The sequence below is a fragment of the Streptomyces sp. NPDC058051 genome (assembly GCF_042885475.1).
Classification (GTDB): Bacteria; Actinomycetota; Actinomycetes; order Streptomycetales; family Streptomycetaceae; genus Streptomyces.
Window position 1 is genome coordinate 19,206 of record NZ_JBHVRW010000025.1, and the last position, 21,276, is coordinate 40,481.

General features: G+C 71.5%; 11 protein-coding genes. 5 read left to right on the forward strand and 6 right to left on the reverse strand.

Going from position 1 to position 21,276, the window contains the following annotated elements:
* Window positions 1-335: 335 nt before the first annotated feature.
* The 5 genes from sbnB to ACFVUT_RS30030 all read right to left on the reverse strand — a co-directional run bounded on the left by sbnB (window position 336) and on the right by ACFVUT_RS30030 (window position 5,456).
* Complete coding sequence (gene sbnB / locus ACFVUT_RS30010) at window positions 336-1,367, reverse strand: 2,3-diaminopropionate biosynthesis protein SbnB (RefSeq protein WP_389655747.1); 1,032 nt, start codon at window positions 1,365-1,367, stop codon at window positions 336-338.
* Window positions 1,361-2,521: a 2,3-diaminopropionate biosynthesis protein SbnA gene (gene sbnA, locus ACFVUT_RS30015; protein WP_389655749.1), complete on the reverse strand. Its 1,161-nt coding sequence runs from the start codon at window positions 2,519-2,521 to the stop codon at window positions 1,361-1,363. The genes sbnB and sbnA overlap by 7 nt, the downstream gene beginning before the upstream one ends.
* Before the next feature lie 32 nt (window positions 2,522-2,553).
* Window positions 2,554-2,805 (reverse strand): MbtH family protein, encoded by a 252-nt coding sequence (locus ACFVUT_RS30020; protein ID WP_389655751.1) that lies wholly within the window; start codon window positions 2,803-2,805, stop codon window positions 2,554-2,556.
* Between the two features lie 243 nt (window positions 2,806-3,048).
* Window positions 3,049-3,933, reverse strand: a complete 885-nt coding sequence (locus tag ACFVUT_RS30025; protein WP_389655753.1) for an aldo/keto reductase — start codon at window positions 3,931-3,933, stop codon at window positions 3,049-3,051.
* Window positions 3,933-5,456 carry an MFS transporter gene (locus tag ACFVUT_RS30030; protein WP_389655755.1) on the reverse strand — a complete coding sequence of 508 codons (1,524 nt, stop codon included), beginning with the start codon at window positions 5,454-5,456 and terminating at the stop codon, window positions 3,933-3,935. Before ACFVUT_RS30030 ends, ACFVUT_RS30025 begins: the two co-directional genes overlap by 1 nt.
* 242 nt (window positions 5,457-5,698) lie before the next feature.
* Between ACFVUT_RS30030 and ACFVUT_RS30035 the strand changes: the two genes are divergently transcribed.
* The 5 genes from ACFVUT_RS30035 (at window position 5,699) to ACFVUT_RS30055 (ending at window position 12,510) form a co-directional block, all read left to right on the forward strand.
* Window positions 5,699-6,595, forward strand: coding sequence for a helix-turn-helix transcriptional regulator (locus ACFVUT_RS30035; RefSeq protein ID WP_389655757.1), 897 nt, complete (start codon window positions 5,699-5,701; stop codon window positions 6,593-6,595).
* 28 nt (window positions 6,596-6,623) lie between these two features.
* Window positions 6,624-7,643: an aldo/keto reductase gene (locus tag ACFVUT_RS30040; RefSeq protein ID WP_389655759.1), complete on the forward strand. Its 1,020-nt coding sequence runs from the start codon at window positions 6,624-6,626 to the stop codon at window positions 7,641-7,643.
* Between the two features lie 344 nt (window positions 7,644-7,987).
* Window positions 7,988-8,191 (forward strand): cold-shock protein, encoded by a 204-nt coding sequence (locus tag ACFVUT_RS30045; protein WP_389655761.1) that lies wholly within the window; start codon window positions 7,988-7,990, stop codon window positions 8,189-8,191.
* A 170-nt stretch (window positions 8,192-8,361) separates the two neighbouring features.
* Window positions 8,362-9,843, forward strand: coding sequence for a DEAD/DEAH box helicase (locus tag ACFVUT_RS30050; protein ID WP_389655763.1), 1,482 nt, complete (start codon window positions 8,362-8,364; stop codon window positions 9,841-9,843).
* Window positions 9,844-10,260: 417 nt separating this feature from the next.
* Window positions 10,261-12,510, forward strand: a complete 2,250-nt coding sequence (locus tag ACFVUT_RS30055; RefSeq protein ID WP_389655765.1) for a serine/threonine-protein kinase — start codon at window positions 10,261-10,263, stop codon at window positions 12,508-12,510.
* A gap of 39 nt (window positions 12,511-12,549) precedes the next feature.
* On the opposite strand, the gene ACFVUT_RS30060 is transcribed toward ACFVUT_RS30055, so the two are convergent.
* Window positions 12,550-21,018, reverse strand: coding sequence for a type I polyketide synthase (locus tag ACFVUT_RS30060; protein ID WP_389655767.1), 8,469 nt, complete (start codon window positions 21,016-21,018; stop codon window positions 12,550-12,552).
* Window positions 21,019-21,276 lie beyond the last annotated feature (258 nt).

A 21,276-nucleotide genomic window follows, 5' to 3' on the forward strand; every position in this document is an offset into this window, starting at 1 on the left:
CCCCCGCATCGCCCCGCACGTCCGAGCCGTGGATGGTGTACGGCCCCGGCACCGTCCGGTACCGAGGTCGCCCACCGCCTCGACCTCCGCGCTGACCTGCCCGGGAGTGATCTTGAGGGGAGGGGTGGGTAGGACCTGCAGCCGTATGGGGGATCGTCCCCCATACGGCCCTCGCCGGAGTCCGGTCGGCGTACGCGATGCGGCGCGCGTCGCTGCTGCCCGTACGTACGGGCAGAGCCCGGTCTGCGCGTGCCGGCCTCGCGGTGGGCGCTCGCCCGCGCCGGGGCGTCGGTGCGGCCCGTCCGGCGGGCGGTCCACCGGCGGGCCGCACCCGGTCAGCTCGCGGCGGCGGCCCCGGAGGTCCGGGGCTCCGGGAGAAAGCCGGTGACCTCGGTGCCGATGCCCGCCGCTCGGGCCTCGCTCAGCACCAGTCCGGCCAGCGCCAGATCCAGCACCCCGAGCCCGAAGGGCGAGAAGAGCGTGGGGCGTCGCTCGTCGCGATGGCCCGGCGACTCCTCCCGTAGCAGCTCCCCGAGGGTGCCGTGGATGAAGGAGCGGTCGCCCACATGGGTCTCCGCCAGATGCACCGAGGTCGCGGCCCGGCAGACGTGGTCGGGGTCGTCCACCACGTTGACGGCTCCGAGTACGCCCTCCACCGTGACGTCCCGCAGCGAGACATGGAGCACCAGCGTGCCGGGCCGACAGTCGCTCAGGTCCAGGTGGGGCACGCCCGCCGTGGTCGCCAGGCTCACCAGTCGATGCGCGCGCAGGGCCGCCCCGGCGCTCTCTGCGACCCGCACCACCCGCCCGTCCCCGCCGAACTCCGCGGCGCAACGGTCGCGGAAGGCCTCCGCCCGGCCTGCGTCCAGATCGAAGACGGTGACGTCGGTGAGTTCGGGCCGGACCGCCAGCAGGAAGCGCAGCACCTCGAAGTTGATCACACCACAGCCGATCAGCGCGACGCCGGTCTCCCGGCCGTCCTTGGGCGGCAGCGCGGCGGCTGCGAGGGCGGCACTGGCCGCGGTACGCCGGGCGGAGATGGTGGAGCCCTCCACCAGCGCCACCGGCTGGCCGGTCCGCATCGAGTTGAGGATGATCGCGGCGGACGCGCGTTCCAGGCCGTCCGCGACATTGCCGGGGAAGGAGGCGATCCACTTCATACCGGCCAGCGGCCTCGGTCCGCCCAGATAGGCGGGCAGCCCGATGATCCGGTTGCGGGTGTCGTCGGGGAATCGGAGGAAGACCGAGTGCGGCAGCGAGGTCTGCTCGTCGGCGTGGCGCAGGTACGCCTCCCGCACGACGTTCAGCACCTCCTTCTCCCGGCCGTCCAGAATCCTGCGGACGTCTGCGTTGCCGAGTGTCAGCATGGTGCCACCCCGGTCGTCTCGCTGTTCTCGGTCGCCTCGGCCACTTCGGCCACCTCGTCCTTCCACAGATGGGTGACCTCGCCGAACTGAGCCTTCACCCATGCGTCGTTGTAGATCGTGTTCAGATAGCGCTCGCCGCGGTCCGGCATGATCAGCACACACGAGGCGCCGTCGGGGATACGGCAGCTCAGCTGTTCCAGAGCGGTGGCCACCGCGCCGGAGGAGCCGCCGAGGAGCAGCCCCTCGCGCAGCGCCAGACGGCGGCATCCCACCAGACTGTCCAGATCGCTGACATGCAGTACGTCGTCGGCGAGCCCGCTCCGGTAGAGCTGCGGGCGGACCGCCGCGCCATGGCCCGGAATCAGCCGGCGCCCTGTCGGCGGTCGGAAGATGGCGCTGCCCTCGGCGTCGACGGTGACCACCCGGGTCGGCAGCCCGTGTGCGCGAATCCAGTCGCCGCAGCCGCGCAGGGTGCCGGAGGAGCTGATGGTGCAGAACAGGTAGTCGGGCGCCCGGCCCAGATCCTCCGCGATCTCCTTCATGGTGATCCGGTGCGCCCAGGCGTTGCGGGGGTTGGCGTACTGGTTGGGCCAGTACGCCCCGGGCAGCGCGGCCACCAGCTCCTGCACCCGGGCGATCCGCACCGGCTGGAACTCGCCCGTGACCGGGTCGCCTTCGGTAACCGTGTGCACTTCCGCGCCGAGCGCCCGCATGATCGCGATGTTCTGCGGATTGGTACGCGGGTCCACCACGCAGATGAACCGCAGCTCCAGGGCGCGGCACGCCTGTGCCATGCCGACGCCGAGGTTTCCGGAGCTGGACTCGACCACGGTGCCGTGGCCGGGCACCACCGCGCCGGTGGCGACGGCGTGGCTCAGCATGGTGTACGCGGACCGGTCCTTGATGCTGCCGCCGGGATTGGCCGACTCCAGCTTGGCCCACACCCGGAAGCGGGCGCCGGGCAGCAGCCGGGTCAGTTCCACCAGCGGCGTCCCGCCGACGGCGGACAGCGCCCCGGTACGGTCCGCGCCGTACTCGCTGGGTGCGGGACCGGACAGGTCGGTGGCGTCGGGCGGTACGGCTTCCTCGTCCTCGGGCTGGTCCGCCCTCGTCACGAGGGCCGGCCGGAATCTCGGCTGGGAGACGGAGTTCATCGCCGGGCTTCCCCTCAGTGTCGGTAGGCGGATCAGACCGAGGTGCTCTGTCGTCCGCTCTGACCGGCCGCCGCCCCGGCGGCCTCGCTCTCCATCCGGCGGCGCAGGCCGGCCGGACGCATGTCCGTCCACACCCGGCCGATGTGGTCCAGGCACTCCTGCTTGGTGCCCTTGGTGCCTTCGGCCCGCCAGCCGGCGGGCAGCTCCCGTTCGGCCTGCCAGATCGAGTACTGCTCCTCGTCGTTGAGCACGACGTGGAAGACGCTCTCGGTGTGGTCGGACATCGCCGTCTCTCCTCGGTCGGTGGGGGCGCCGCAGTCGGTACCGGCGCCAGCCCGAGCGTGCCCGTCGTCGGCGGCCGGCCGTAGAGACAAACGGGCAGCGGTAAAGGCGGCGGAGGGCCGCCGTTCCTTCCCCTGACACCCGGACAACGAGATCCGGAGGCTTCCGGGCCGCACGTACCGTGCCGCTGAGCCGCGTCGACTGTGGTGGACACGGTGATTCCCGTGCGGGGGCAAGAGGTGATGTCAGGCTTCGGGGATGGCACGGCCGTAGTCCGCGAGGGTGATGCTCGAAGGCTCGGGGCCGCCGCGGCGGCCGGTCTCCAGGGCGTCGAGGGCCTTCATCTCGTCCGTGGTCAGCTCGAAGTCGAAGACGTCGATGTTCTCGGCGATGCGGTGGCGCTTGGTCGACTTGGGGATCACGGAGCGGCCGTGCTGCAGGCCCCAGCGGAGCAGCACCTGGGCGGGACTCTTGCCGTGCGCCTCGGCGATGCCGGTGACGACGGAGTCCTCCAGGACGCTCCTGCGGTTCTCGCCGTACCCCGGGTAGAAGGTGATGCCGCCGATGGGGGACCACGCCTGGTTGACGATGCCGTGCTCGTCATCGAAGCCGAGGACGGCGCGCTGCTGGAAGTAGGGGTGGATCTCCAGCTGATTGACCGCGGGGACGACGCCGGTGGCGTCGAGCAGCGCGGTCAGGTGGTCGACCATGAAGTTGCTGACGCCGATGGCCCGGACCTTGCCGTCGGCCAGGAGCTTCTCCAGGGCGCGGTAGGCGGCGAGGGTCTTGTCGAAGTCCGACGGGAGGGCCTGGTGCAGGATGAGCAGGTCGATGCGGTCGACGCCCAGCTTGGCGGCGCTCTTGTCGAAGCCGTGCAGGGTCTCGTCGTACCCGTAGTCGCTGATCCAGATCTTCGTCTCGACGAAGATCTCCTCGCGGGGTACGGCGGATTCGCGGATGGCTCGGCCGACCTCGCGTTCGTTGCCGTACGCGGCGGCGGTGTCGATGTGCCGGTAGCCGAGGTCGAGCGCGGCCGTGACGGCGGCCCGGGTCTCGTCGGGTGGGGTCTGGAAGACGCCGAGTCCGAGGGCGGGCATCCGGACGCCGTTGTTGAGGGTCAGGGTCTGCATTACAGGAACCTTTCGGTACGGGTGGCCCGCGAGGGCACGATGAGGATCAGGACGGCCAGGACCGCCAGCGCGAGCAGAACGGCGGAGCCGGTCAGGGCGGCCCCCGAGCGGGCTGCGATGTCGGCGGCCTCGTGGCCGGTGGAGACGGTGGCGGCCACGGCGGTCAGGATGCTCAGGCTCAGCGCGCTGCCGATCTGGTGCACGGTGTTGACCAGGCCCGCGCCGGCGCCCGCGTCCGCCGGCGCGACGCCGTCGACACCGCTGGAGGTCATCGGGGCCAGGGCCAGCCCCTGTCCGGCGCCGATGAGCACCATGGGCAGTGCTACTCCCGTCACGTAGGGGGTGTGCAGGTCGAGGCGGCTGAGCCAGGCCATGCCGGCCATGGTCAGGGCGACCCCGGTAAGCAGCACTTTCGGCCTGCTCACCCGCTCCAGCAACCGCGGGACCTGGACCGCGAGGACGAAGTTGACCAGCGTCATCGGCAGGAAGGAGAGCCCGGCCTGCAAGGGCGTCCAGTGGTAGACGCTCTGCACGAACTGCGCGGTGAAGAAGAAGAAACCCATCATCGCGCCCATGTAGAGCATCCGGGTGATGTAGGCGCCGCTGCGCTCCCTGCTCGCGAACAGCCGCAGCGGCACGATCGGCTGTGCGGCCCACCGCTCCACCCGGACGAACAGGCCCAGCATCACGGCCCCCGCCACCAGCGGAATCAGGGTGGCCGGGGCGGTCCAGCCGAGGTCGGCCGCGTCGACGATGCCGAGGACCAGAGCGGTCGAGCCCAGCGTCGCCAGCAGCGCGCCGGGAACGTCGAAGCGGCCCCGCCGACGGTCGGTCTCGGGCAGGAACCGCAACGCCGCCACCATCATCACGACGCCGACCGGCACGTTCAGGAAGAACCCGGCCCGCCACGAGATCAGATCCGCGACCAGACCCCCGACGACCAGGCCGAAAGCGGCACCGAGACCTGCGACAGCGCTGTAGGCGGCCATCGCCCGGTTCCGGGCCCGGCCCTCGGGGAAGCTGCGCGTGAGCAGCGACAGGGCGGAAGGAGCCAGAACTGCGGCCCCGACGCCTTGCAACGCCCGGGCCCCGATCAGCCACCACTGACTCTGCGCGGCTCCGACCAGGAGCGAGGTCAGCGAGAAGACGATCAAGGAAAAGAGGAACACCCTGCGGTGTCCGAACAGGTCACCGGCCCGGGCACCCAGGAGCAGCAGACCGCCGAAGACCAGGACGTAGGCGTTGGTGATCCAGGACAGACCTGTCTCGGAGAACCCCATGGCGGACCGGATCTGCGGCAGCCCGGTGAACACGATCGAGTTGTCCAGGATGACCATGAAATAGCTGACGCAGATGACCGCAAGGATCAGCCTCGCGTGGACCGGGGCCCTGTGCGGCTGCGCCGCCGGGCGCGGTGCGGTGGCCGTCAGGTCACCTGGCGCCCCGGCGGCTGCCCGAGGGCTCGGGCCGGCGGTACGCCCGGCGTGGACGTCGCCGGTTCCGGACAAGGGTGCTGAGCGCACGGTGCTCCTTCAGATCGGTCTCTGGTTCGGCCCCGGTCGTGGTCGGCCGGGACTTCGGCCGTTTCCAGAGAACCGCGCCCGAGCACGCAGGGGGAGTCACTGCTCTTCCGGGTAATGGCAGTACCTCGCAGGCATGCGTCGTCGGATCTACCGTGAGGAGACCGGCACAGGATTCACGACGATCAGAAGGAGCCACAGCATGTCCGCCCTCACCGCCACGGAAGAAGCTGCAGGGCTTGAGCATGGCTGACACCGACAGGAAGGCTCTGGCCGCCGAGGTCCGCGAGTTCCTGAGCACCCGGCGGGCTCGGATCACCCCGGAGCAGGCCGGTCTGCCGGTCTACGGCGGGAACCGTCGTGTCGCCGGCCTTCGCCGCGAGGAGGTCGCCCTGCTCGCGGGCATGAGTGTGGACTACTACATCCGGCTGGAGCGTGGGAATCTCACCGGCGCTTCGGACTCGGTGCTCGACGCACTCGCACACGCACTCCAGCTGGACGAGGCCGAACGCACCCACCTCTACGACCTCGCCCGCGCTGCCACGCCGTCGGGCCGACGGCCCACGGTGACCGCGTCCCGCGTGCGGCCCACGATCCTGCGCCTGCTCGACTCGATGACCGACGTGCCGGCGTACGTGCGCAACGCGCGCTTCGACATCCTGGCCGCCAACACGCTGGGACGGGCGCTGTACGCACCCGTCTTCGACTCGCCGCTGTTCACCCGGAGCGGCCCGGTCAACAGCGCCCGCTTCATGTTCCTCGACCCGGCCAGCCAGGAATTCTGGATCGACTGGGACAAGGGCGCGAGCGACGCGGTCGCCTTCCTGCGCACAGAGACGGGCCGGGCACCCCACGACAAGGCGCTCACCGATCTGATCGGAGAGCTGACGACCAAGAGTGACGACTTCGCCCGCCGGTGGGCCCGCCATGACGTGAAGTTCCACCGCTCCGGCGTGAAGAACCTTCACCACCCGTTGGTCGGCGATCTCGCGCTGCCCTACGAGGCGATGGACCTGCCGGCCGATCCCGGCCTGCGCCTCAACTTCTACACCCCGGAACCGGACTCCCGGGAACGAGAGGCCCTCGGCCTCCTCGCCAGCTGGGCGAGCACCGGCACCGTCGTCCCCACCGCGAGCGACTGACCACCACACGATCGAGGAGAACCGTTTCATGCACTATCGACCGCTCGGCCGCACCGGCGTCCAGGTCAGCCCGCTCTGCCTGGGCGCGATGATGTTCGGCCCCTGGGGCAACGAGGACGAGGCCGACTCCATCCGGATCATCCACCGCGCACTCGACGCAGGGCTCAACTTCGTCGACACCGCGGACGTGTACTCCGCCGGCGTCTCGGAGGAGATCGTCGGCAAGGCCCTGAAAGACCGCCGCGAGGACGTGTTCCTGGCGACGAAGTTCTTCATGCCGATGGACGGGGACGACCCCAACCAGCGAGGTGGCTCGCGGCGCTGGATCATCCGCGAGGTCGAGAACTCCCTGCGGCGCCTCGGCACCGACCACATCGACCTCTACCAGGTCCACCGCCCCAGCCCCGACACCGACGTCTCCGAAACCCTCGGTGCCCTCTCCGACCTCGTCCACCAGGGCAAGATCCGCTACATCGGATCCTCGTCCTACTCCGGCTCCGAGATCGTCGAGGCCCAGTGGGTCTCGCGCGAACGGAACCTGGAGCGGTTCGTGACCGAGCAGCCGCCGTACTCGATCCTGGTCCGCGGCATCGAGGAGGACGTGCTGCCCACCGTGCGCCGCCATGGCATGGGCACCCTCACCTACAGCCCGCTCTCCGGCGGCTGGCTCTCCGGCCGCTACCGCAAGCACGCCACCGAGGGGCCCGCCTCTGCGGCCCGCCCCCAGGCCCGCTTCGACATGAGCACCCCTGCCAACCAGCGCAAGCTCGACGCCGTCGAACAACTCGCTGTCCTGGCGGAGAAGGCAGGCCTCACGCTCATCGAGCTCGCCGTCGCCTTCGTGATCAACCACCCCGGTGTCACCTCGGCGATCATCGGGCCCCGCACCATGGAACAGCTGGAGGCGTTCCTGCCCGCCGCCGATGTCACGCTGTCGGCCGACGTGCTCGACGCCATCGACGAGATCGTCGCCCCCGGGGTCACGGTCAACCCGGTCGACAACAGCTACGGCGACTTCGAGCTGCGCGCCGAGCAGCGGCGGCGGTGACGCGAGTCGGCTCGGCGGGGCACGGGCGGCCGACCCGCCCGGCGCGCCGCTCATCCGAAAATTCACGTTCCATATGCACGTGAGTTGGCGCCGGCCGACATATTGATCCGGTGCTGCCGCGAGGCTGATGCTTTACGGCGCGGGTGAAAATAGTTCGGATGTCTCTGCCGTGCTAGACTCGTGTTGTAGTTGCAGTTGTGGTTCCCGAAACTTCAAATGCCTTGGCGGTTGTATGTCGTTGGGCATTTTTGTATCTCCGGTGCTTATCCGGACGGGGTTCATTGTGGCAACGCAGGGGTTCACACGGTGTGGGCCCGCGGGCACTGCCCCCAAGGAGATGTGACATGGCTACTGGCACCGTCAAGTGGTTCAACTCGGAAAAGGGCTTCGGCTTCATCGAGCAGGACGGCGGCGGCCCGGATGTCTTCGCCCACTACTCGAACATCGCCGCGCAGGGCTTCCGTGAGCTTCAGGAAGGCCAGAAGGTGAATTTCGACGTCGTGCAGGGCCAGAAGGGTCCGCAGGCGGAGAACATCACTCCCGCCTGACGTCGAGCGTATGAGACAGCCGGGGTTCCGCCTTTCGGCGGGGCCCCGGATTTCTTCTTTCTGAATTCCGGTGGAATTCTTTTGGTGTCGCATTCGGCTCGTTCTTGCAATTCATCCGGCTCATCCTGTCGGGAATTCCTCGATGCGTGCCCCGTTGAGGAAGGTTCTCCATGAGCCGTTCAGCTCGCACGAACGACCGTTTCCGCTCACAGGACCAGAGGCGCTCCGGCGCCGGCCCGGGCGATACCGGGCGCCGCTCCTCCGCGCCACAGGGAGAGTTCGCGCTGCCGGTCACCGTCACCCCGGCCCTCCCCGCGGCCGCGACCTTCGGTGAGCTGGACATGCCAGTCGAGTTGCTGAAGATGCTCACCGACCTCGGCCTGAACGAGCCGTTCCCGATCCAGGCCGCCACGTTGCCGAACTCCCTCGCAGGGCGTGACGTCCTGGGCCGCGGGCGCACCGGATCGGGCAAGACGCTCGCCTTCGGCCTGGCGCTCCTCGTACGCACGGCCGGGCAGCGTGCCGAGTCGCGGAAGCCACTGGCCCTGGTCCTCGTCCCCACGCGCGAGCTGGCCCAGCAGGTCACCGACGCCCTCGCCCCGTACGCCCAGTTGCTGAAGCTGCGGCTGGCCACTGTGGTCGGCGGCATGTCGATCGGCAGGCAGGCCGGCGCACTGCGTGCCGGGGCCGAGGTGGTCGTTGCGACTCCTGGCCGCCTCGCGGATCTCATCGAACGCAAGGGCTGCCGCCTGGACCAGGTGAACATCACCGTCCTGGACGAGGCCGACCAGATGGCGGACATGGGCTTCATGCCGCAGGTCACCGAATTGCTGGACCAGGTGCGTCCCGGCGGCCAGCGCATGCTGTTCTCGGCCACGCTGGACGGCAACATCGACCTTCTGGTCCGTCGTTACCTCCATGACCCGGTGGTCCATTCGGTCGACCCGTCGGCGGGAGCGGTCACCACGATGGAGCATCACGTGCTGCAGGTGCACGGCGCCGACAAGTACACCACCGCCACCGAGATCGCTGCCCGCGACGGAGGCGTGCTCATGTTCCTGGACACCAAGCACGCTGTCGACCAGTTCACCAAGCACCTGCTGAGCAGCGGCGTGAAGGCCGCGGCGCTGCACGGCGGCAAGTCGCAGCCCCAGCGCACCCGCACCCTGGCACGGTTCAAGGCCGGCGACGTCACGGCGCTCGTGGCCACCAACGTCGCGGCCCGGGGCCTCCACATCGACGACCTCGATCTCGTCGTCAACGTCGACCCGCCCGGCGACCACAAGGACTACCTGCACCGCGGCGGCCGTACAGCCCGCGCCGGCGCGTCCGGCCGCGTCGTCACGCTCGTCCTTCCCGGCCAGCGCCGGGACATGGCCCGTCTCATGTCCGAAGCGGGCATCAGGCCGCAGATCACACAGGTCCGCTCCGGCGAGGCCGAGCTGAGCCGCATCACTGGTGCCCAGGCTCCCTCCGGTGTCCCCGTCGGCGGCAGCGGGCCGGTCGCGGAGAGCCCGAAGCGCGGCGGCGCCCCCTTCCGCGGTCTGGGCACCCGCCCGGGGCGGGCCGGCGGTGGCGAGTCTCGCCGGTCTGCTGAGGCCCGCCAGATCGCCGAGGCCCGGATGGCCGCCCGGGTCCGTCGTGGCGCATAGCTCGGCAACGGTGCTCTCGTACGCTGTGTGCGTGACTCAAGCCGGCTTGCGCCACAGGGAGATGTGCTTCTCGGAGTCGTAGCGGTCGGCGGTCGGCGGTCGCACGGCTCCACAGCTCACTGCTCGTGACGGGCGGCCACTTCGCCGGGCACGGCGGGGCGCTGTCGGCGCATTCACGTGCTGCCGTGTACCGCTCCTCGGCGAGGAACGTGCCGCGGGCCGCGAACTACGCGGCGGCGAACCGTCGACGGGCCGCCGCCGTGGTCGACGCTTCGTCATGTGCGCACGGGAGCAGCCTTGGGCTCCCTGTTCGTCACCCGCTTTGCACTGCCGTACTGCCCAGCGGCTAGTTTGTGTGCAGGACAGGTACGCAGGCCCGTGCGGCAGAGGTGCACGGGGGACGGGAGGTCGGGAAGAGTGTCGCTGCGCGGAGGTGATCCTGCCGAGATCGGCGGTTATCCGCTTGAGGCGCGTCTCGGCTCGGGTGGCATGGGCACGGTCTTTCTGGCCCGTACGAGCTCGGGGCGTCCTGTCGCGATCAAACTGATCCACCAGCAGTTCGCGGGGGACGACGAGTTCCGTATCCGTTTCCGGCAGGAGGTGGCGGCGGCCAGGCGGGTGAGCGGCGCGTTCACCGCCGCCGTGGTCGATGCTGCCCCTGAGGCCGAGCAGCCGTGGATGGCGACGACCTATATCGAGGGGCACACGCTCGCCCAGCGCATCGCGGCCGAAGGCCCGCTGAACGGAGCGGAGCTGAGGAGGCTCGCCATCGGGCTGGCGGAGGCGCTGCGCGACATCCACCGGGTGGGGGTCGTCCACCGTGACCTGAAGCCCTCGAACGTCGTGCTCTCGCCCGAGGGCCCGCGCGTCATCGACTTCGGCATTTCGCGCGCCGCGGACCAGCAGACGCTGACGATGACAGGGCGGGTCATCGGTACGCCGCCCTTCATGTCGCCGGAGCAACTGCAGGCGCCGCGTGGTGTGGGACCGCGGTCCGATGTCTTCTCGCTGGGGACGCTGCTGGTGTACTCAGCGACGGGCCGCGGGCCCTTCGACGCGGACAGCCCGTACATGACGGCGTATCAGGTGGTGCACGAGGAGCCGTCGCTGGATGCCGTGCCGGTGGGTTTGCGCGCGGTCGTCGAGTCGTGCCTGGACAAGGAGCCCGAGGGGCGCCCCTCGGCGGACGAACTCCTCGTGCTGCTGCGGGACCTGCCGGCCGACCTCGGTGGGACCGACGCGAACGGGGTCGGCGTGGGCCGCACCCGCGACGTGATCACCCAGCATCACTTCGCGACGCGGGCCACCCCGGCGCCGACTGCCCCGGCCGGTCCCGATACAGGGAGCACGGGCACCCTCATCGGCCGCCGTCTGCGTCGCCGTTGGCGTCCGGTGCTCGCGGCCGCGGTCGCGGTGGCAGCGATCGGCGGGGGAGCCGCCGCGCTGAAGGCCGGCGGCTTCGGGGGGAACAGCGGCGGCGACAAGGTCAGCGGCGGCGACAAGGGCAACAGCGTTGCGGCCCCGGGTGCCGCACTTCCGGACGGCTTCGGGCCGTGGCACGAGACTGTGCAGGGCGGTCGCGAGGACATCCCCGACGAACTGCGTTGCGTCGCGCGCGGCGACGCGCTGTTCTGCGGGGGCGGCAGTGTGGTCGCGACCCGTATCAGGGCCCAGGACGGCTCGCGGGTGTGGACGGTGAAGAGTCCGGGGGTTCCCGTCCAGGGCATGCACATGGTGGGCGCCACCGACGACACGGTCCTCGGCTACCGCTTCGCCGCCCAGGACGCCCCGCAGGACCCTCCCAGCGAGGTGGTGGCCGTCGACGCGAACAACGGCCGGGAGCTGTGGTCCGTGCCGTCCGGCGCCCAGTCGCAGGCCGTCACGGGTCGGAGTCAGGACGCCGTCGTGGTCGGCTCCGCCGTCGTGACGGTCGACGCCTCCAACTCCCGCTTCGAGGCCCGGGACGCGCACAGTGGTGAGGTCACCTGGACGACGTCGTTCCCCGCGGGTACGCAGTGCGCTCCCGTCCCGGAGGGCCCGCAGCTCCTCGCGATGTGCGCGACGGACGCGGAGGTGGATGCCTTGGAGGTGCGCCACCCCACCCTGTACACGCTCGACCGCGCCTCGGGAACACTGGGCAGGCCCATCGCGGTTGACGGCCCCGTCGTGCCGATGGGCGTCGCCGACGGCATGCTCGTACTCGTTCAGGGGCGCATGGAGGGAACGGCGCTGGCCGGGTACGACGGGGTGGCGCGGGTCGATCCGGCCTCGCGGAAGGTCACGTACTCCCGACTGGCCATGACGTACGCGGGGACGCCCGGCATGGTGGGCGGCACCGTCTACGTGAGCGGGCAGACCGGTCTCGTCACGGCGCTCGACCCCGCGACCGGACGGGAGCGGTGGTCCCGGCAGACGAGCGTGGAGGGCGCGTCGGGTCCTGTGGCGGGGGCCGACGCGCTGTATTTCAGCTCGGCCACCGGCCGGGTGGTCGCGCTGTCGCCGGACGATGGCACATCCCTGTGGACAACGGATCCGCAGGCCGACGGTTTGACGGGCGAGCAGGGCGCAAGCCCGCGCGTGACCGTCGTGGGGGGTGCGGTGATCGTGGCCGCGGCCAAGAACACTCTCTTCGCCTTCGACGCGCAGAAGCCGCCGACGTCGGGCTGACCCCGGCGGAACCGGCTGCCGGCCGCCCTCCTTCCGCGACTACCGCCCGGCTTCCCCGTCCTGGCCCTCGGACGCGCTCCTTGCCGCGTCCACCCGGAGGTGCTCGGAGAGCCAGGTGTGGAGGGCGAGGGCGGTCGTGCGGGAATGGTCCTCCAGAACGGTGAAGTGGTCACCGGGCACGGTGATCTCGGAGTGCGGCAGGCTCCATGGCTCGGCCGCCTCGATGCCGGGCAAGCGGTCCCCGGCCCGGACGAAGAGGGTGGGGGCCGTCAGGGCCGTCGGCTTCCAGCCGGCGTAGAGCTCCAGGTAGCCGGCCATCGCAGTGAGCCGGTCGGTCTCGGCTGAGGCGAACTGTGCGGAGTTGTCCAGCATGCCGACGGTCATCGCCGAGAGCGCGGGTCCGTCGCCACTCCTGCCGCCGAGGCCGCTGTCCTCGCCGGGGTAGGTGTCGATCAGGACGACGGCGGACGGAACCAGGCCCGTGCTCTCCAGCTTTTCGGCGACCGCGTGTGCCGCCCATCCGCCGGCCGAGCGCCCCAGCAGGACGAACGGCTCGTCGCCCGCACACGCGCGCACGGCGGCGGCCTGCGCCGCCACGAAGGCGTCCAGGGTGGCGGGCAGCAGCTCCTGCGGCAGGAAGCCGGGGTTCGGCAGTACCGAAACCGGACGCAGGTCCTGGAGGGACGGCCCGAAACGGGCGTACTCGTGCGGCCCTGACAGTGCGCTGAGGGCGGGGAAGCAGATCAGGCGGGTGGCGGAGCCCCCTGTCGCGAGGGTGACGGCCGAAGGTGGTGAGCCGAGGTCCTCGGCGTCCTCGAACACCTCACGGAAGCGTGCTGCGATCGTCAGGAGGGCCATCCCGTCCCATGCCTTGCCACGGGCGCACGCCGTACGGAAGAGCGCGGACAAGGAGTCGGACCCTGTGCCCTTCGGAGCCGACGTCCCTCCCGTCGCACCGTCCTGCCACCGGGGGGAGGCCCCGCCCGGGGCGGTACCGGCTGCTGCGGTGCCGGTTGTGCCGGTTGTGCCGGTTGTGCCGGGTGCGGCCAAGGGGCCGGGCGCTTCAGGGGCGCCGTGGGACCAGCGTTCCTCCAGGTGGGCGGCGACCCCGCGCGGCGTCGGATAGTCGAACAGGAGCGTGGCCGGCAGGGCGAGTCCTGTCAGCGCTGCGAGCCGGTTGCGCAGCTCGACCGCGGCCAGTGAGTCGAGGCCCAGCTCCGCCAGCGCGCGGTCCGCGTCGACTGCGGAATCCCCCGAGCCGTGGCCGAGTGCGAGGGCGGCTTCCGCTCGGACCTGCGAGAGGAGCAGAACACCGCGTTCACCCGCGGGCACGGCGGCCAGCCGTCGGCGCAGAGAGTCCTCGCCCTCGGTGCCCGGCCCCGTGAGCGATGCGGAGGCCCTCCGTACGGGCCCACGGCCCGGTACACGGGACAGCGGCGCCTCAGGTGCCCCGGTTGCCGCCGGGTCGAGACGAGCTGCCACCAGGACGGGGTCCTGTCCTTCGACGGCGGTGTCGAAGAGCGAAAGGCCCTCCTCGGTCCGCAGCGGGACGAATCCGGAACGGGCCATCCGGCGCAGGTCCGTGTCCCGGAGCCCGGCCGTCATCCCACCGCTCTGCTGCCACGGCCCCCAGGCGAGAGAGGTGCCGGGCAGTCCGAGTGCCCTGCGGTGCTGTGCCAGCGCGTCCAGGAACGAGTTCGCCGCCGCGTAGTTGCCCTGGCCACCGGAGCCGAACACCCCGGCCACCGACGAGAACAGGGCGAACACCGCCAGGTCGTTGCCCCGGGTCAACTCGTGCAGGGCGAGGCTCGCGTCCACCTTCGGCCGCAGCACGCGGTCCAGCCGCTCCTGGGTGAGTGCCGGGACCACGCCGTCGTCCAGGACCCCCGCGGTGTGCACCACGCCGGTCAGCGGGTGTGCCTCCGGCACGCTCGCGAGCAGAGCGGCGAGTGCCGTACGGTCGGCGACGTCGCAGGCCGCCACCGTCACCTCCGCGCCTCGTTCGGTGAGTTCCGCGCACAGTTCGGCGGCGCCGGGCGCATCGGCTCCGCGCCGTCCCACGAGCAACAGGTGACGCACTCCGTGCGCGACCACGAGGTGACGGGCGAACGCCATGCCCAAGGAACCGGACCCCCCGGTGACCAGGACGGTGCCGTCCGGGTGCAGCCGACGTGGCGCACCATTGGCCGTGGCCGTGGCCGTGGCCGTTGCCGTTGTCTTTGCCGTTGTCGCGTGGGATGCGCGGACCAGTCTCGGTACGTACGCGACACCGTGACGTACGGCCGTCTGCGGCTCGGGGCTCGTCAAGGCTCGGGCCAGGGCCCCTGCGGACGCGGGATGGTCGTCGACATCGATCAGTGAGAAGCGGCCCGGGTTCTCGGTCTGCGCCGAGCGGAGCAGCCCCCAGACAGGTGCGAGGACGAGAGCGGCATCGTCGTTGCGCATGCTTCCGTCCGGCTCCGCTCCGAAGGCGACGACGCCCGAAGTAAGGACGACAAGACGTGAGTTGGCGAGCCGATCCTCGGCGAGCCAGTCCTGTACGAGCCGCAGCGCCCAGCCGGCCGTACGGTGTGCGGCCGATGCGCGGTCCGGTCCGTCCACTCCGGTGAGCGGAGGGCAGGCGACCACGACGGCCGGTGCGTCGGCTGCCGCCGAGGCCGGATCCGCGTAGACCGTCGGCAGGACGCCCGACCTCCGGAGTGTGTTGCTCAGCGCCTGTGCGGGCTCGCCCAGGAGTCCGCACCGAGGCGGCTGCGCCGACATCGCGGCGGGGGAATCCGGCAGACGTGTCCAGTCCAGTCGGAACAGACAGCCACGGTGGGCACGTGCACCGCTCAACTGCTCGCGGGAGAGAGGCCGCAGGGCGAGCGAGCGCACCGTGGCCACGAGGGCCCCGGTCCCGTCGGTCAGCTCCAGCCGGGCTCTGTTCCCCTCTGCCCGGGACACCCGCACGCGCAGGGTGCGGGCGCCGGACGCGTACAACCGCACACCGCTCCAGGCGAACGGGAGCGACAATGCCGCCCCGCCTCCGCTGCCGTCGTCGCCGTCCGGGACGGCCTGATCGAGCGTCAGCGTGTGCAGCGCCGAGTCCAGCAGGGCCGGATGCAGGGTGAACAGGCGGGCGTTTGCGTGCTCTTCCTCCGGGAGTCCGACCTCGGCGAGGAGGTCGTCGCCCAGGCGCCAGGCCGCCCGCAGGCCCTGGAAGGCCGGACCGTAGCGGAGGCCGCCGTGCGCAAGTCCCTCGTAGAGGCCGATACCCGCCTCGGCGCCCAGCGGCAGCGGAACGGCGCTCGCCGGAGGCCATGGAGACGGCGCGTCCGAGGAAGGCCGCAGTTCCGGAGCGCCGAAGTCCGCAGAGGTCAGGACTCCGGAGGCGTGGCAGGTCCACGGGCCGTCGTCGAATCCGGGAGCGTGCGTCCGTGCGTGGAACACCACGGCCCGGCGCCCGTCCGTGTCCGCTCGCGCCACCTTCACCTGAAGCTCGACCGTCTCGTCGAGGGACAGCACAAGCGGTGCCGTCAACGTCAGTTCCTCCAGTACGGAGGCTCCCGCCCGGTCCCCGGCGTGGATCGCCATGTCGACGAAGGCCGTCGCCGGCAGGAGCACCGTGTCCAGCACCGCGTGGTCGGCGAGCCAGGGCTGCTCACGCAGGGACAGCCGGCCGCTCAGCAGCAGGCCGTCGTCGTCCGCCGTCGGCGTCGCCGCTCGCAGGAACGGGTGGGACGAGGCCGCGGGCTCCGCCGCAGACCCCGGCAGGTCCGCCTCCAGCCAGTACCGCTCGCGCTGGAACGCGTAGGTGGGCAGCGCCGTACGCCGTGCGCCGCGCCCGGCGAAGACCGCGTGCCAGTCCACGTCCACACCGTGGGCGTGGAGTGCGGCCACCGTGGTGAGCAGCGCGCCGGCCTCCGGCCGTGGGCCGCGTAGCGTCGGGACGACCAGAGGCGCGGGGCCGTCCGCACCGCCACCGGGCGTGGTCGCCGCCGTGTTCGCCGTGGCCGTCGGGTGGCGGTCGGAGAGGCAGTCGCGTGCCAGGCCCGCGAGCACACTGTCCGGGCCGAGCTCCACGAAGTGCGTGGCGCCCCGCTCCCGCAGGTACCGCACCGTGTCGGCGAAACGGACCGGTCGGCGTACATGGTCCGTCCAGTACCGGGGCGAGCAGATCTCCTCGGTGGTGGCGGGCCGGTCCGCCACCGCGGTGACGAGGGGAAGTTCCGGCCGGGAGTAGGCGACCCCCTGCGCGACCCGGCCGAAGGCGTCGAGGATGGGTTCCATGTGCGCCGAGTGGAAGGCGTGGCTCACCCTCAGACGGGTGGTCCCGCGTCCCTGTTCGCGCCAGTGGGCGATGGCCCCCAGCACTGCGGATTCGTCCCCGGAGACAACCACGGAGCGACCGTTCACGGCCGCGATGTCCACCCCCCGCGCCCTGTCCGGTCCGCCCGCCAGGTACGCGATGAATTCGCTCTCGTCGGCCTGTACCGAGGCCATCGCCCCACCGGTGGGCAGCGCGTCCATCAGACGGCCCCGTGCCGCGACCAAGGTGCAGGCATCCGCAAGAGACAGCACCCCGGCGACGTGCGCCGCCGCCAGTTCGCCGACCGAGTGCCCTGCCACCATGTCGGGGCGTACGCCCCAGGACTCCAGCAGCCGGAACAGGGCGACCTCCAGAGCGAAGAGCGCGGGCTGTGCGAAGCGCGTCGTGTGCAGGAGCCCGCCCGCTCGCGAGCCCCCGGAACCCCCGGCACCCTCAGAATCCCCGGCACCATCAGAATCCCCCGCACCCTCAGCACCTTCGGCGCTCCCCGTGCGTCCTTCGGCACTCTCGGCACCCTCGGCGTTCTCGGCGGCGAACACCACGTCCCGTAGTGGCTTCGGTAGAAGTGGGTCCAGCAGTGCGCAGATCTCGTCGAAGGAACGGGCGTAAACGGGATGGGTCTCGTAGAGTTCCCGGCCCATGCCGGCCCGCTGGCTGCCCTGCCCGGTGAACATGAAGACGACCGTGCCCGCCGGGCGGGGGCCGCTCGTGCTCAGGCCCGGCCGGTCGTGGCCTTCCGCCACCGCGTCGAGCGAGGCGAGCAGTTCTTCGCGGTCAGCGGCCACCAGCACCGCGCGATGCTCGAAATGGGCGCGCGTCGTGGCCAGGGAGAAACCGAGGTCCAGCAGGTCCGGTCCGGGGCGTCCGCCCACGTGGGCGCGCAGTCGCCGAGCCTGCGCCCGCAGCGCCGGGGCGCTCCTCGCCGACACCGGGAACGGCACGGCTGCCACCGGGGCCGCGGCCACCCGGGCAGCCGCGGATCCGCTGTCCGGGCGGCCCGGGGCGCCCGGCTCCTCCACCGGCGCCTGCTCGATCACCACATGCGCGTTGGTCCCGCTGATGCCGAAGGACGACACACCCGCCCGCCGGGGCCGCCCGGTCCGGGGCCAGGGCACCGAACGGGTCAGCAGCGACACCGCACCCGACGACCAGTCCACGCCGGGGTTCGGCTCCTCGGCGTGCAGCGTGCGCGGCAGTACGCCGTGCGCCATCGCCTGGACCATCTTCATCACAGCGGCCATACCCGCCGCCGCCTGCGTATGCCCGATGTTCGACTTGACCGAGCCCAGCCACAGCGGGTGGTCCCGTGTGCCGGCCTGCCCGTAGGCCTCCAGAAAAGCCTCCGCCTCGATGACGTCGCCGAGCCGGGTGCCCGTGCCATGCGCCTCCACGGCGTCGATCTCCGTGGGTGCCAGCCGGGCATCGGCCAGAGCCTGGCGGATCACCCGTTGCTGCGCCGGTCCGTGCGGCGCCGTCAGACCGTTGCTCGCGCCGTCCTGGTTCACCGCGGAACCGCGCACCACGGCCAGGACCCGGTGGCCGGCCCGCCGGGCCTCCGAAAGCCGGGTCAACAGCAGCATGCCCGCGCCCTCGGCCCACCCGGTGCCGTCCGCCGCCGCCCCGAACGCCTTGCAGCGGCCGTCGGGGGCCAGCGCGCGCTGCCTGCTGAACTCGACGAAGGAGAGGGGCGCCGACATCACGGTGGCACCCCCGGCGAGCGCCAGCGAGCACTCGCCCCGGCGCAGCGCCTGGGCAGCCAGGTGCAGGGCCACCAGGGACGACGAGCACGCCGTATCCACAGTGACCGCCGGCCCCTCCAGGCCCAGGGTGTAGGCGATACGGCCGGAGGCGACACTGCCCGCGTTGCCGATGCCGAGGTAGCCCTCCACACGTTCCGGTGTGCGGGCGAGACGGCCGGCGTAGTCGCTGTACATGAGTCCGGCGTACACACCGGTCGGCGTGGAGCGCACCGTGCCGGGATCGATCCCCGCGTGTTCGAAGGCTTCCCAGGCGACTTCGAGCAGCAACCGGTGCTGCGGATCCATGGCCAGGGCCTCGCGGGGCGAGATCCCGAAGAAGACCGGGTCGAAGCGGTCGACGCCGGACAGGAAGCCTCCCTCGCGTACGTAGGTGCGGCCTGCCCGCCCGGGGTCCGGGTCGTACAGCCCGTCCACGTCCCACCCCCGGTCGGTGGGGAAGGGAGTGATGGCGTCCGTCCCGTCCTCGACCAGCCGCCACAGGTCCTCCGGGGTCTGCACGCCGCCCGGGAAGCGGCACGCCATGCCGACGACGACCACGGGGTCCTCGTCCGGACCGGCCCCTTCCGGACGGCTGGGCGCGGCAGTCGCCGCCCCACCGGTGAGCCGCGCCCGAAGATGCGCGGCGAGCTCGGTCGTGGTGGGGAAGTCGAAGGGTGCGGCCTCGGACAGCGGGAGACCGGTCGCCGCCGACAGACGGTTGCACAGCACCGTCGACGTCAACGAGTCCAGCCCCAGGTCACGGAACGCGGTGCCCTGCTCCACCTCGTCCACGGCGCAGCCGAGCACGGCGGCGACCTCGGCCCGCACCAGAGCCGTCAGGTCCACCGTCTCCGCATCCGTCAGCGTGAGGGCCCCGGCCGGCAGGGGACGCGCGGACAGGCCGGCCAGCGCGTACCGCCTGACCTTGCCCGAGGCGGTACGCGGGATCGCGTCCACCTCGTAGAGGGCGGCGGGCACCTTGAACGGTGAGAGTTGTTCCCGGCAGGCGGCGAGAATCGCCCTCCTGTCGAGGACACCGGCGTCCGCCGGGACCAGGTAGGCGGCCGGGACTTCACCGAGTACGTCGTCCGGGAGGCCGGCCACGGCGGCGTCCCGGATTCCGGGCAGCGCAAGCAGCACCGCCTCCACCTCGGAAGGATGGATGTTCTCCCCGGCCCGGATGATCAGCTCGCTGACCCGGCCCGTGAGGGTGAGTTCACCGTCGGCGCCGATCCGGGCCAGGTCACCGGTGCGGTACCACCCGTCGCGCAGGACCGCGGCGGTGTCGTCGGGCCGCTGGTGGTACCCGGCCATGACACCGGGCCCGGAGACCCACAACTCGCCCTCGCCCGAGGTCTCGACGCCGCTGCCGTCGCCGATACGCGCCCGCGTGCCCGGCAGCACCCGGCCGCAGGAACCGGCCGACCGGGCGGCACCCGGTGCCGTCATGGTGACGGGCCCCGCCTCGGTGCTGCCGTAATGATCGAGGAACGGAGCCCGGCAGATTTCCTCGAAGGCCCGCTGGAAAGCGGGAGAGGCGGCCGCGCCTCCGCTGACGCAGCCACGCAGCGCGGGTGCCCCCAGCCCGTCGTCCCCCACGGCGTCGACGAGCTTGGCGTACGTCGCCGGTACACCGGCCAGCAGCGTGAACGGGTCTTCGGTCCGGCGCAGTTCACCCAGTACGTCCGTCGCGGAAAACCGCGGCAGGAGCATGGCGGACGCTCCGGTCGCGGTCACCCCGAGAACGCACAGGAGCTGCCCCATGGCGTGGTGGAGGGGGAGGGGCCAGAGCAGACGGTCGTCCGCCGACAGGCCGAGGACGGCGACGAACCCGGACGCCACCGACGACAGCCGGTTGCGCTGGGTGGACAGCACCCCCTTGGGCAGGCCGGTCGACCCGGAGGTGTAGAGGAGCCAGGCCACCTCGTCGAGCCCGAGATCATCCGGAGCCGGCACGGGCGGCTCGGTGGCGGCCAGAGTCGCGTAGTGGAACATGCCCGCTTCGTCGGCCGAGCCGCCACTCGCCCCCGCCGCGGGGGGTCCGTCTCGCTTCCCGGCGTCCTGGACGAGCACCACGCTCAGCCGGGGGCGCTCCGGCAGCAACGGCAGTAACTGACCCAGGGACGACCGGTCGGTGAAGACGACCCGGGCCCCGCTGTCGTCCAGCAGGTGCGCCAACTCGGCGGTGGTGCTCCGCGGGTCCATCGGCACACCGACCGCGCCCGCCCTGACGACGGCGAGCACGCTCTCCACGGCCTCCACCCGGCTGCCCAGAAGGATCGCCGCTCGCTCCCCGTGCCGCAGACCGAGGCTGACGAGATGTCCCGCCAGCCGGCCGGTTCGCAGTTCCAGCTCCCCGTAGGTGACACGGGAACGGTCGTCCTGGAAGGCGGTCTTGGTACCGAGACACCGGGCATGCTCCCGGAGCAGATCCGGCAGAGGACGGAGGGTGGCCATGTGCGCTGTCACCAGGATGAACGCTTCCTCTGGGTGCGGGAGTTGCCGCTGATCACGATAGACGACCGGCGTGCCGGGCCGAGGGAGCGGCGCCCGGCGAGACCTGCAACGGATCGCACTGCGCCGCGAGTTGCGAACCCTGAAGGGCAGACCCGCCTGCGAGGTTCGGAGACTGCCGATTCGAGCGAGAAACACACACTCCGAAGCCACGCGTCGTCGCGTGGGGGACCTGAAGGATGACCACGGAGGCCGGGGGGA

Excerpts from the sequence above, each read along its gene's own strand:
- ACFVUT_RS30045 (WP_389655761.1), top strand. The coding sequence starts at position 7,988 with ATGGCTACTGGCACCGTCAAGTGGTTCAACTCGGAAAAGGGCTTCGGC.
- sbnA (WP_389655749.1), bottom strand. The coding sequence starts at position 2,521 with ATGAACTCCGTCTCCCAGCCGAGATTCCGGCCGGCCCTCGTGACGAGG.
- ACFVUT_RS30025 (WP_389655753.1), bottom strand. The coding sequence starts at position 3,933 with ATGCAGACCCTGACCCTCAACAACGGCGTCCGGATGCCCGCCCTCGGA.
- sbnB (WP_389655747.1), bottom strand. The coding sequence starts at position 1,367 with ATGCTGACACTCGGCAACGCAGACGTCCGCAGGATTCTGGACGGCCGG.
- ACFVUT_RS30060 (WP_389655767.1), bottom strand. The coding sequence starts at position 21,018 with ATGGCCACCCTCCGTCCTCTGCCGGATCTGCTCCGGGAGCATGCCCGG.
- ACFVUT_RS30035 (WP_389655757.1), top strand. The coding sequence starts at position 5,699 with ATGGCTGACACCGACAGGAAGGCTCTGGCCGCCGAGGTCCGCGAGTTC.
- ACFVUT_RS30050 (WP_389655763.1), top strand. The coding sequence starts at position 8,362 with ATGAGCCGTTCAGCTCGCACGAACGACCGTTTCCGCTCACAGGACCAG.
- ACFVUT_RS30040 (WP_389655759.1), top strand. The coding sequence starts at position 6,624 with ATGCACTATCGACCGCTCGGCCGCACCGGCGTCCAGGTCAGCCCGCTC.
- ACFVUT_RS30020 (WP_389655751.1), bottom strand. The coding sequence starts at position 2,805 with ATGTCCGACCACACCGAGAGCGTCTTCCACGTCGTGCTCAACGACGAG.